Below are 11056 nucleotides of genomic sequence, written 5' to 3'. Positions count from 1 at the left end.
CGATAGTATCAACACTTGTAGTCAACATAAAAGCCCCACCAACCCCAAACAAAAAACCAAACCACAACAAAACCCCTATTTTACGACACTATCAAAAAAAACATCCAAAATCAAAACCCTTGTCAACCCCTATTACCTGCAAACCGCCAGCAAATGAAAGTATTTTTTATTTTCATTTTTTATCTGTTTTATGGTGCAAATAAAAATAAAAAACCTTTGAAAAGACCTATAGATAGATGTTTTTAAGAAATTTTGGCTGTATAAATCATGAGTGTTTTTACCTGCGGATTGTCAGCAGATTGCTAAGGATTTTATAAGATTTTAAGAAAAAAGAAATTTGCGGGGTGGGTAAAAAGGTGGCAAAAACACACAACACCACCGAAACTGAAACTTAACCGACACCCCCCCCACATTAAAACAACCTAGCAGCGCAAGATGCGGCAGCGTAAAGAGATTCGTTTGATAAATGTGCATATCTTTGTGTCATTTTGGCTGTTGAGTGTCCTAGTAGAACTTGGACTTCATAGAGACTTCTTTTGGCATTGACAAGCGCTGAGGCGTAGGTGTGCCTTAGGTCATGGATTCTTACATCTGCGAGATTTGCTTTTACTCTTGCAGAGTTCCATGAGTTGTAAAAAGTCGTGTAGGGTTTGTTTGTAGCCTTTGAGGTAAAGAGATATTCGCTCTCTTGAGGGATTTGCTTGTAAATCTTGTAGAGTTCGGGAGTTAGGGGGATAATCCTCTTTTTGCCGTTTTTTGTCGTGGGGATAATCCAGAGCATTTGTACCTCATCAAAATCTTCAAATTTGGCTTTTAGAAGCTCTCCTTTTCTTGCTCCTGAGAGTAGTAACATGGGGATTATGTACTTGAGATGTACATTTTCGCTCATTAGCACGGCATCTAAGAGTCGTTTTGTCTCGGCTTTGCTTAAAAATCTTTGTCTTTCGTTGTTCTCCTCAAAATGTTTTACTCCGCTTACTGGATTGTAGGGGGTTTTTAGGAGCTCAAACTCATACGCTAAACGATACGCTTGGGAGAGAAAAATGAGAAGCTTGTTTGCGGTGGCTGGCTTGAGTCTCTTTTTTTGCATCATCTCCGAATGCAGCTTCATGACATCAATTTTCTTTAGGCTCTGCATCGGGGTTGTGCCTAGAGTCGGGAGGATATGGTTTTTAAAGATGCTCTCATTTGTATCATGGCTTTTGACATGTTTTTGAACATATGGGAGGTAATACTCTGTAAAAAAATTTGCTAGTGTAAGAGCACCTGATTTCTCTGCCATGATGGAGGCTACATCACTTGAGAGTTGTCCTTTTTTTAGGTTTAAAATGATTTTTCTTGCTTCACTGGCACTGAGTATCTCTGCGCTGCCTATCTTTCTCATGGTGCGACGAGAGTTTTTAGAGTAGGAGTAATAGAAGGTTTTTGTCTGAGTGTTTCTAACTTCTAAGATAAAACCGCTTAACTTCTCATCATAATAGACCTCTTTTGCCTTTGCTTGATTGCAGGTAATTTTTGAGACGAACTTGTTGGTTATGCTTGCTTTTGGCATGGTGGTTCCTTTTTGAAAATATAAGGAAATTTGGTGAGGAGGTTGCTTCGTTTTGCTAAAAAAAGGGAAAATTGAAGCCAAAGAGAAGCAGATGAGTAAATGTAGAGTAAAAATTAACTCTTGACACTCTCGATTTTTTGACAGATTTCGGTCATGATATACTCAAGTTTTTGTGCTTTTTCGTAATAGGTTAGGAATGGTTCGACCCAGTTTGGTATAGCTAGAGGTTTACCATTCCGCTTTACTCCCCAATTGTTGATTGTCGAATATGGAACTTTACAAATTTCAGAAAAATCTTGCTTTGATATTTTTAATTCTTTTAATCTTGCAATGAAGATTTCTTTTGTCATGTAATGCCTTTAATCGTATATTTGGATAATTTTATCATAAGATATACTGATTTAATATGCTCAGTCTTGACATAATATGTGTAATAGTATATAATTGAAATAAAAAACACTAATATACATAAACAAAAAGGCTTCACAATGTCCCAAAAATCATACGATAAAGCTCTTTTTAGATTGTTGTCGATTATTTTGATGCTTGCTAAAGATGAGAGACCTACTATCTCTTCGTTGGCGGAGGAGTTTAATGTCTCACAAAGAACGATTCAAACAGATGTCTATACAAGGTTGTACGGGTTTAATATCACAAAAGATAAACTAGGCCGGCTTGTTTTTGGAGAGATGTTTGATATGTTCGACGGGATTGAGGTTTTGTCTCAAAAGGCAAAGATGAGAAGGTAGAGAGGGTTTAAATGTGTCGTCGGATTGTATTGGATAAAGAATTGGTGGAGCTGTGGAGAATCGAACTCCAGTCCGAAACCACGCTACTCCTAACGTCTACATGTTTAGTAAAGTCGTTTAAGTTTAATCTTGCTTCACACAACTTGCAAAGCTACGCAAGACGAGCCTCTAAGGTTCGTTTTACGCTCGAGACAGACGTAAAATATATCTACATAATGGTTATACTTCGAGTCCTAGCTATCTAGAGTCACTAGGTGAAGCAGCCCACCTCTTGCGAGGGGTCAAAACTTATGCTACTGCGTAAGCTGGGCGGTAATTTGTATTGTTTGCGTTTAAGCAAGTTGAGCCGCGTAACGGAAATGCTCAGTCCGACATGCAATTAGAAGCTACTTGATCCCGTCGAAACCAGGTCAGCCCCATGAGTGAAATTATATCCAATATTTATATACAGATAGTAAAGAAAATAGACTACACGATTACTACACGTTAAAAATTATATACTGCAAAAAAAGGAGTAAGAGTATGAAAAAGTTTATAGCATCAACACTGTTGTGTGCGAGCCTCTCTTTTGCAGGCGGTTTTATGGATATGGGAATGAGCGGTGACTTACATGTGATGCTCTCAAGCGAAAAGGTGCTCAGCCAAGGGCAAAACAAAATCAAAGTGGAGCTTAATAAAGGCTCGCATGATGGGGCGAGTATCGTGGCTAAGGATGTTCGTGTTAAATTTTTTATGCCTGAGATGCCGGGAATGCCTTTTATGGAATCTAAAAATATTTGTAAAAAAGTACAAAATTATTTTGAATGTGATGTCAATTTTGCTATGGATGGAACCTGGCAGTATCAAGTTTTTATCAAAGATGAGCAGGGCAAAGATTATAAATACAAAGGCAGTGTCAATCTAGGACAAGCTTCATCGTCGCATAATCACTAAGGAGATTTGCATGAAAATTTTAACTCTTTTTTTAGCTCCGCTACTATGTTTTAGTGCGGAGTTTAGCGAGGTATTTGAAAAGGCAGTGCTAAAGTCACCTCTTTTGCGTGCAAAACAAGAAAAGATTTTAGCATCACATGAGGCTATCAGGGGTGAAGTAGTATATAAAAATCCAGTTATCTCAATAGGTGCCAACGACTTGCTCTTAAATGAGAATTTTTTAAAAAGAGATATTGAACCTATGCAAACGCTCTTTATAGGAATCTCTCAGGAGTTTGAAACATTTGGCAAGCTTGAAATTAAAGAGGCAATACTTAGAGCTGATACTCTTATTTTGGAGTATGAGTTAGAAGATTTGAAGCTGGATTTGTACAAAAAAATGCTCTTAGCTGTAGATAAGATAGCTACATTTTTAACTCTTTTAGACTCTTTAGAGCAAAAAAAAGCCAATCTTGAGATATTGCAAAACTACTATGAGGGTAGCATTGACATTGAAGATGGGTTTAAAAAAAGTGTTTCGTTGCAAAAAAATATCTTTCTAGTAGAAGATAAGATTTTGGAGCTTCAAGAGAGCGTACAAAAGGCAAAAAATGAGTTTAGATATCTAGCAAATCAGGATTTTACCGATGTGCAAAAAGTGCAAATCAAGGAAGAGTTCTCTAAAGAAGAGATAAAAAAATCCCCAAAATATAAAATTTTAGAGCTAAAGAGTAAGCAACTAGAGATTATTGCAAAACTTCAGCAGAGAAATAAATACTCAAATATCACTCTCTCTGCTAGCTACAACCATCGTGATAAGTTTGATGATTATCTCTCTGTGTCAACATCTTTTGCGCTGCCGATTTACGGTAGAGAAGATGCAGAGGTTAAAAAGACGCACTATCTAAAGCAAGAGAGCGCCCAAAACACGCAGAACTACTTGCAAAATACTATTATGCTTTTTGATAATAATTATGAAAGAGTAGAGTATTTGAGTAAAAGAGTTCAAAACCTTGATGCAATCATAGAGAGGTATAAAGAGCTACGAAAGTATGATAATGCAAATATCAGAAACAGCATTACGCTTGAGAAAAATATAGAAAATGAAAATCTACTGCTTGATTTAGAGGTAGAGAAATTAAAATATAAACTAGAGATAAGAACTGCTCTCTTGGAGCTTTTTTATCTAACGAAAGAGAGTCTATGATGAAAACGCTACTTTTAGTTCTTTTAATTTTTACTTTAGCACATTCAAAAACATTTGAGCAGGCTTTTAATGTTCAAAGTATTAAGCCAAAGATGCAGATGCAAAAAATAACCCAAAGCTATTATGCAACAACCTCTTATGATGAGCAAAAGATTTATGAACTAGTGTTGCGCTTTGATGGAAATATTGAAAATCTTGATGCAAACGAGCTTTATAAGAGCGTTAAAAAGGGGCAGAGACTATTTGATATCTACTCAAAAGAGATATATACCTTGAAAAAAGAGCTTGAGAGTACAAAAAATCTTCAAACGCTAAATGCAACAATTCTTCAGAAGTTAAAGCTCTATGAAGTTAATCAAAAAGCAATCACTTCTCAAGATGCGGCTATCCCTTTTTATAGCAAATACAGTGGGAAAATCATCCAGAAAAATATTTACGAAGGCTCTTATGTCAAAGCGGGCACAACCCTTTTGAAGATTGTGGATGACTCCTCGATGTGGGTTATTGCAAAGGTGTATCAAAAGGATATGGAGTTTGTGCAAGAGGGCATGAGCGCACTTATTGATGTGGAGGGCTTAAGTGAACCTATAGTTGCAAAAGTAGAGAAAATTTATCCGAAAATAAACAAAGAGGATTTGACCTTTGATGTCAGGATGGATATTAAAAATCCAAATTTTAAAATATTTCCAGATATGTTTGCAAAAGTGAGTTTTAGCAAAAAACTAAGCTCAGCGCTCACGCTTCCAAAAGATGCCGTAATAAAAAGAGCAGATAAGTTTTATGTCTTTGTAAAAATCTCTGCAAGCCAATATGAACCCAAAGAGGTAGGAGTTAAGTACATCGGCGGGTACTACCAAATACTTCACGGCGTAGATGAGAGCAGCGAAGTAGCACAAAATGCGCTCTTTTTGCTTGATAGCGATGCTCTAACAAACGGCTCATATATGAGTGAAGAGTGGTAATGAGATGATTGAGAAGATTATAGGTTATAGTGCAAAAAATATATTTTTAGTTCTTATACTCTCTGCTTTATTAACGGGTTTGAGTCTTTATAGTCTTAAGCATATCTCACTTGATGCCCTGCCGGACCTCTCACCCCCGCAGGTAATTCTTCAAGTCTCTTACTCTGGGCAGTCACCTAAAATCATAGAAGAGCAAGTATCCTATCCGCTTATAAGCTCCTTGATGTCGTTGCCAAACATTAAGACTATCAGGGCGATGAGCAGTTTTGAAAACGGACTTATATATATCATCTTTAAAGACGATACGGATATATATGATGCAAGAAGCAGGATACTAGAGCAGCTCTCCTCCATCTTGCCGACTCTGCCATCAAATGCAAAAGTGAGCATGGGACCAGATGCAACGGGCGTTGGTTGGGCGTATCAATATATACTAAAATCAGACAAACTTAATCTTGCCGAGCTAAGGGATTATCAGGATTATTACTTAAAGTATGGACTATTGGGGGTTGATGGTGTCAGCGAAGTTGCGGCAGTAGGTGGCTTTGTAAAAAATTATCAGCTACTTGTAGATCAAGATAAGATGGTTAAATATAACATCGGAATCAATGAAATAACAAAAGCTCTAAAAAATAACAATCAAGATATTGGCGGCGGCATTATTTTACAAAACGGCTATGAAAATATTATTCAAGCTCGCGGATATGCCACAAGTATTGAGGATATATTAAACATTACACTCAAGGTAAACGGCGTAGTTCCTCTAAAGCTTAGAGACATAGGAGAGCTCTCTTTAGTGCCACAACCACGACGCGGAGTTGCCGAGTTTAATGGAGAGGGCGAAGTAGTAGGCGGCATCGTCTTGGTGCGTTATAAAGGGAACACCTATGAGGTAATAAAAAAGATAAAAGCCAAAATCGACTCCCTAAGGAGCGCAGATGTAGAGATAGTTACTGCTTATGACAGAAGTAAGCTAATTGAGAGAGCTATATATACACTTAAAAATACGCTGATTGAAGAGTCCATTATTGTTATTATCATTATAGCTCTGTTTTTATTTCATTTTAGGAGTGCTTTGGTTGTTATTATCGTGCTTCCGCTAACTGTTTTACTTAGTTTTTGGCTTATGAGCCTTTTTAATATAGGTTCAAATATTATGAGCTTGGGGGGGATTGCCATCGCGATAGGGGCTATGGTAGATGCTTCCATCGTCATGATAGAAAATGCCCATAAGCATCTCAGCAAAAGTGACGGCTCAAAAAGCAGGATTGAGATTATTATCGACTCCTCACAGCAGGTTGGTCGTCCTATCTTCTTTGCTCTTATCCTTATTGTCGTCTCCTTTTTTCCTATTTTTGCACTAGAAGGGCAAGAAGCTAGGCTCTTTTCACCTCTTGCTTATACAAAAACGTTTGCGATGCTAATAGGTGCACTTCTCTCCATTACTTTAGTGCCGGTTTTGATGATACTGTTGATAAAAGGAGAGATTAAAAAAGAGGAAGAAAATTTTATAAACCGCTTTTTTACATTTTTATATACTCCTGTGCTAAAATTATTTTTAAAGCTAAAATATCTTGTTATTGTTTTGGCTTTGTCTGCCATAGCGTATATCTACCCTCTTTACAATTCGCAAAAATGGGAGTTTATGCCGCTTTTAAATGAGCAGGACTTTATGTATATGCCCGTTACTCCATACGGAATTAGTGTTGAACTTGCTAAAGAGTTGACTCAAGAGACAAATAGGATTATAAAAAGCTTTCCCGAAGTTGATACTGTCTTTGGCAAGGCAGGTCGTGCAAATACGGCAACAGACCCCGCTCCTCTTGCTATGATAGAGAGTATCATCACATTTAAAGATGAATCCCTTTGGAGAGAGGGGATGACTTATGAGAAGCTTATGCTAGAGATGAACAAAGCGCTTGAAGTTAAAGGACTTATCAACTCATGGACATACCCGATACGAGGCAGAATAGATATGCTCTTAACGGGGATTCGCACGCCTTTGGGGATAAAGCTTTACGGGGATGACAATAAAATGCTAGAAGATATATCCTCACAAATAGAGCAGAAACTAAAGACAACCCCGCTCACACTGAGTGTTTCTGCAGACAAATCAAACAGCGGCTATTTTTTAGATATTGAGATAAAGCAAGATGCTCTCTCAAGATATGGTCTCTCAAAGCAGGAGATACTAGATGCTATCTCCTTTGGAGTAGGCGGATTGAGTGTGGGTACCTTTATAGATGGGCTCAAACGCCATCCTATCTCAATGAGAGTTGATTCAGATCAAAGGGATGATATAGATAAGATTAAAGCGCTAAAGGTTAAAACAAAATCAGGATTTTTACCTATAGAGATGTTTGCAGATATAAAATATACAGAGGGTCCAAGCGTTATAAAGAGTGAGAAAGGGATGAAAGTCTCCTTTGTTTATATCACGCCAAAGAGCGGGGTAAGCGTGGATGAGTATAAAAAAGAGGCGAGAGCTCTTTTAGAAAATATCAAACTTCCAAAGGGTTATTACTATGAGTTTGCAGGGCAAAGCGAGTATCTCGAATCTGCAAAAGAGAGACTCGGTTTTATAGTTCCTATAGTGGTTCTTACTATTTTTGTACTTATATATTTTGCGCTGGGGGATTTTAGAAACTCGCTTATTGTCTTTTTAACCCTGCCCTTAGCTGTTCTTGGAGGGTTTTTATATATAGATTATCTCGGATTTAATCTCTCTGTAGCCGTAATAGTCGGCTTTTTGGCTCTGCTAGGGATTGCGGCGGAGACGGCTATTGTCATGATAATCTATCTTGATGAGGCGGCAAAAGAAAAAAATATACCATTTAAAGAGGCAGTGCTTAGAGGCGCCGCAGGACGCTTAAGACCAAAACTGATGACTGTTTTTGCAATTCTTGGCGGACTTGTTCCTATTATGTACATAGATGGAGTCGGAAGCGAGGTCATGCAGAGAATTGCAGCGCCTATGATAGGCGGAATAGTGACTTCTGCAATTTTAACGCTGCTAATCATCCCTGTTTTATACTCTCTAAGAAAAAGAGTGTAAAATACTCAAATGAATATTTTACTACTTGAAGATGATATTATTTTATCGGAAATTCTTAGCGAGCATCTGAGTGAAAAAGGGTACTTCGTATCAGCTGTTTATGATGGAGAGGAGGCTTATGAGAAACTGCTCTCTAAGCGATATGATTTGATGCTCCTTGATATAAATGTGCCGCTTTTAAATGGTTTTGAGCTATTAAAACTCCTAAAAGAGCAGCATGTTACTACCCCTGCCATTTTTATCACTTCGCTTGATTCTGCACATGACTTAAAAAAAGGTTTTGATTTGGGGTGTGATGATTATCTCAAAAAACCATTTGAGCTTTTAGAGTTAGACGCAAGGATAGAGCATCTTATAAAAGTGCATAATATGGATGCCGCACATATAAAAATTGACTCACAAAATTATCTTGACATAAGCACATACGAGCTTGTTAAAAACGGACAAAGGACAAAAATCTCTAAAAAAGATTTTGAAATTATTAGATATTTTTCCTCGCAAAAAGATAGAATTGTCTCCCATGAGGAACTTATTGCAAATATCTGGTTTGAGAGCGAAGTGCCAAGTGATGCAACGCTAAGAACCTATATAAAAAATGTAAGGGCATATCTAGGCAAGGATTTTATAACTACCATCAAAGGAGTCGGCTATAGAGTTAACATCTAGTGAAAAAAAGTCGTTTTACGGTTTTTTAGGACTTTATCTTAGTTCATCAATCTTTCTTATCCTCTTTATTGCCGTTAGTTTTTACAGCTATGAATCCTCAAATATTATCTCCATGAAAAAAGAGAAGATGCAAAATTTAGCACTAACTCTCTCCTCTAAAATTATCTCCTCCTATATGCACTCAGAGCCGCTGCAGGTAGAGAACATTCCTGGGTATGAAATCACGCTTTATGATGAAGATAGAGCGCTTATATCTGGCTTTGATATACAAAATGTTCCGCTAAAACAGGGGTTTTATGCAGATGAGGGGTTTGAGTATTTCATAGACCTAAGCCCGCAACTTCATCATGGCGTGAAGTACCTGATACTTAAGAGCAAAAAAACAGACAAAGAGATTTTAAAACTGCTTCAAGAGATACTCCTCGTTGCTCTTTTCTCAGTTGCTCTTATAGCGGTTGTTGGCTATCTTTTATCTAAAATGTTTTTAAAACCGATACAAAATGAGAGAGTAAAGCTAGACAAATTTATAAAAGACTCAACGCATGAGCTAAACACTCCCATCACTGCGATACTTATGAGTATAGAGAGGCTAAAAAAAGAGAATATAGATGAGAAGATTTTAAAAAGAGTGGATATCAGCGCAAAAAGAGTGCAAAAAATCTACTCCGATTTGACATATCTGCTGCTTGAGAGCCAACATCAAAATATAAAGCAGCTCGATATACGAAAAATCATAGAAAATGAACTCTCTCTTTATGAGGATTTGGCGTTAAAAAAATCTATCTCTATCCATAAGGAGCTGCAAGAGAGCACCTTAACTATTGATGAAGTAAGTGCTCAGAGGCTCTTTGGCAACTTAATATCAAATGCTATAAAATACAACAAACATGGCGGAGAGATAAAGCTAAAGCTAACAGCCGATAAGTTTAGCATCAGCAATAGCGGCATTGGTATAGCAAAAGAGCAGCAGAGTAAAATTTTCGAGAGGTTTTATAGAGCTAATGAACATGAGGGCGGGTTTGGCATAGGTTTAGATATCGTAAAAAGAGTTTGTAGCAAATATAAGATTGAGATTGAGATAGACTCAAAAAGCGGTTTAACGACGGTTAGTTTGGTATTTTAAGGTGGTGCCGACACGAGGATTTGAACCCCGGGCCTGCTGATTACAAATCAGCTGCTCTAGCCAACTGAGCTATGTCGGCGGAAATAGAGTGGAATTTTATCTCATTAACCTTTATTAAAACTGATTTTATGTACAATTCGCGCCATGAAAAGAGAAATTACAGCAAAAACATTTACACCGATTTATGATGAGCTTGAAGATAGATTGAGATTTGTTATAAATTATCAAGATATGCAAAACAGAGTTGATTTTATGATAACAAGAAGTTTTATCATAAATCTTATCTCCACTGCCGAGGAGTTTATGACAAAACATTACGGTACTGTCGATTTTCAAAGTGTGCCCACACAAGAGAATAAAAAAGATTCAGAGAATCAAAAAAATGAAGAGAGTCAAGAAAATAAAGATAATGTTATATCAAAAACAGATAGTGTAAATCTAGAGCTCCTAAAAACGAGTGAAGAACTCCTACTAGAGGTTAATTTTTCCTTCGACATAAATTCAAAACATACCCTTTTAACACTAAGCTCTAAAAATATAACAGCCAAAGCAGATTTGGATGGTTTTATGCTTTTGCAAGTATTTCAAGTGATGAAATCTGCCATACCCTTTATAAAGTGGGGAATATCTTACAATTTTTAGACATAACATCATATTTTAAATTGAACTCTCTATTTAATTCAAAAACTAGATTCCGTGTCAAGCACGGAATGACGACAGGACACGGAATGACGGAACATACGTAATCCTAAACAAACAAGCTGCCAGCCTGAACAAACAAGTCGTCATCCTGAACAAACAAGTCGTCATCCTGAACAAACAAGTCGTCA

10 protein-coding genes, 1 tRNA gene and 1 other RNA gene are annotated in these 11056 nt (G+C 37.2%); 8 read left to right on the top strand and 4 right to left on the bottom strand.

Going from position 1 to position 11056, the window contains the following annotated elements:
• Positions 1-412: 412 nt before the first annotated feature.
• Both M0Q17_RS08820 and M0Q17_RS08815 read right to left on the bottom strand, forming a co-directional pair.
• Positions 413-1552 carry a site-specific integrase gene (locus tag M0Q17_RS08820; RefSeq protein WP_295086032.1) on the bottom strand — a complete coding sequence of 380 codons (1140 nt, stop codon included), beginning with the start codon at positions 1550-1552 and terminating at the stop codon, positions 413-415.
• A 113-nt stretch (positions 1553-1665) separates the two neighbouring features.
• Positions 1666-1902, bottom strand: a complete 237-nt coding sequence (locus M0Q17_RS08815) for a hypothetical protein (RefSeq protein WP_295086030.1) — start codon at positions 1900-1902, stop codon at positions 1666-1668.
• 138 nt (positions 1903-2040) lie between these two features.
• Between M0Q17_RS08815 and M0Q17_RS08810 the strand changes: the two genes are divergently transcribed.
• The gene (locus tag M0Q17_RS08810; RefSeq protein WP_295086028.1) at positions 2041-2301 is read left to right on the top strand and encodes an HTH domain-containing protein; all 261 of its coding nucleotides are present in this window, start codon (positions 2041-2043) and stop codon (positions 2299-2301) included.
• Positions 2302-2343: 42 nt separating this feature from the next.
• Here the strand turns inward: M0Q17_RS08810 and ssrA are convergent.
• Positions 2344-2719, bottom strand: a transfer-messenger RNA (tmRNA) gene (gene ssrA, locus M0Q17_RS08805).
• Between the two features lie 104 nt (positions 2720-2823).
• Here ssrA and M0Q17_RS08800 point away from each other — a divergent pair.
• The 6 genes from M0Q17_RS08800 (at position 2824) to M0Q17_RS08775 (ending at position 10226) form a co-directional block, all read left to right on the top strand.
• Complete coding sequence (locus M0Q17_RS08800; RefSeq protein ID WP_295086026.1) at positions 2824-3234, top strand: FixH family protein; 411 nt, start codon at positions 2824-2826, stop codon at positions 3232-3234.
• A gap of 10 nt (positions 3235-3244) precedes the next feature.
• A complete protein-coding gene (locus M0Q17_RS08795) occupies positions 3245-4420 on the top strand; it encodes a TolC family protein (RefSeq protein ID WP_295086024.1) in 1176 nt (391 codons plus the stop codon).
• Positions 4417-5382 (top strand): HlyD family efflux transporter periplasmic adaptor subunit, encoded by a 966-nt coding sequence (locus M0Q17_RS08790; RefSeq protein ID WP_295086023.1) that lies wholly within the window; start codon positions 4417-4419, stop codon positions 5380-5382. The genes M0Q17_RS08795 and M0Q17_RS08790 overlap by 4 nt, the downstream gene beginning before the upstream one ends.
• Before the next feature lie 4 nt (positions 5383-5386).
• Entirely contained in the window at positions 5387-8437 is a 3051-nt protein-coding gene (locus tag M0Q17_RS08785) for a CusA/CzcA family heavy metal efflux RND transporter (protein WP_295086034.1), read from the top strand.
• Between the two features lie 9 nt (positions 8438-8446).
• The gene (locus M0Q17_RS08780; RefSeq protein ID WP_295086021.1) at positions 8447-9103 is read left to right on the top strand and encodes a response regulator transcription factor; all 657 of its coding nucleotides are present in this window, start codon (positions 8447-8449) and stop codon (positions 9101-9103) included.
• 127 nt (positions 9104-9230) lie between these two features.
• Positions 9231-10226, top strand: coding sequence for a HAMP domain-containing sensor histidine kinase (locus M0Q17_RS08775; RefSeq protein WP_295086019.1), 996 nt, complete (start codon positions 9231-9233; stop codon positions 10224-10226).
• Positions 10227-10228: 2 nt separating this feature from the next.
• Here the strand turns inward: M0Q17_RS08775 and M0Q17_RS08770 are convergent.
• Positions 10229-10305 (bottom strand) — tRNA-Thr (locus M0Q17_RS08770).
• A gap of 65 nt (positions 10306-10370) precedes the next feature.
• Here M0Q17_RS08770 and M0Q17_RS08765 point away from each other — a divergent pair.
• Positions 10371-10868 (top strand): hypothetical protein, encoded by a 498-nt coding sequence (locus M0Q17_RS08765; RefSeq protein ID WP_295086017.1) that lies wholly within the window; start codon positions 10371-10373, stop codon positions 10866-10868.
• Positions 10869-11056 lie beyond the last annotated feature (188 nt).

This window comes from Sulfurimonas sp., from assembly GCF_023229105.1.
In the GTDB taxonomy this organism is placed as follows: Bacteria; Campylobacterota; Campylobacteria; order Campylobacterales; family Sulfurimonadaceae; genus Sulfurimonas.
The sequence above is the reverse complement of the archived record's forward strand: the minus strand, read 5'-3'. Positions and strand labels throughout refer to the sequence as shown.

Coding starts and splice junctions, on each gene's coding strand:
- M0Q17_RS08820 (WP_295086032.1), bottom strand. CDS start 1,552: ATGCCAAAAGCAAGCATAACCAACAAGTTCGTCTCAAAAATTACCTGC.
- M0Q17_RS08815 (WP_295086030.1), bottom strand. CDS start 1,902: ATGACAAAAGAAATCTTCATTGCAAGATTAAAAGAATTAAAAATATCA.
- M0Q17_RS08810 (WP_295086028.1), top strand. CDS start 2,041: ATGTCCCAAAAATCATACGATAAAGCTCTTTTTAGATTGTTGTCGATT.
- M0Q17_RS08800 (WP_295086026.1), top strand. CDS start 2,824: ATGAAAAAGTTTATAGCATCAACACTGTTGTGTGCGAGCCTCTCTTTT.
- M0Q17_RS08795 (WP_295086024.1), top strand. CDS start 3,245: ATGAAAATTTTAACTCTTTTTTTAGCTCCGCTACTATGTTTTAGTGCG.
- M0Q17_RS08790 (WP_295086023.1), top strand. CDS start 4,417: ATGATGAAAACGCTACTTTTAGTTCTTTTAATTTTTACTTTAGCACAT.
- M0Q17_RS08785 (WP_295086034.1), top strand. CDS start 5,387: ATGATTGAGAAGATTATAGGTTATAGTGCAAAAAATATATTTTTAGTT.
- M0Q17_RS08780 (WP_295086021.1), top strand. CDS start 8,447: ATGAATATTTTACTACTTGAAGATGATATTATTTTATCGGAAATTCTT.
- M0Q17_RS08775 (WP_295086019.1), top strand. CDS start 9,231: ATGCAAAATTTAGCACTAACTCTCTCCTCTAAAATTATCTCCTCCTAT.
- M0Q17_RS08765 (WP_295086017.1), top strand. CDS start 10,371: ATGAAAAGAGAAATTACAGCAAAAACATTTACACCGATTTATGATGAG.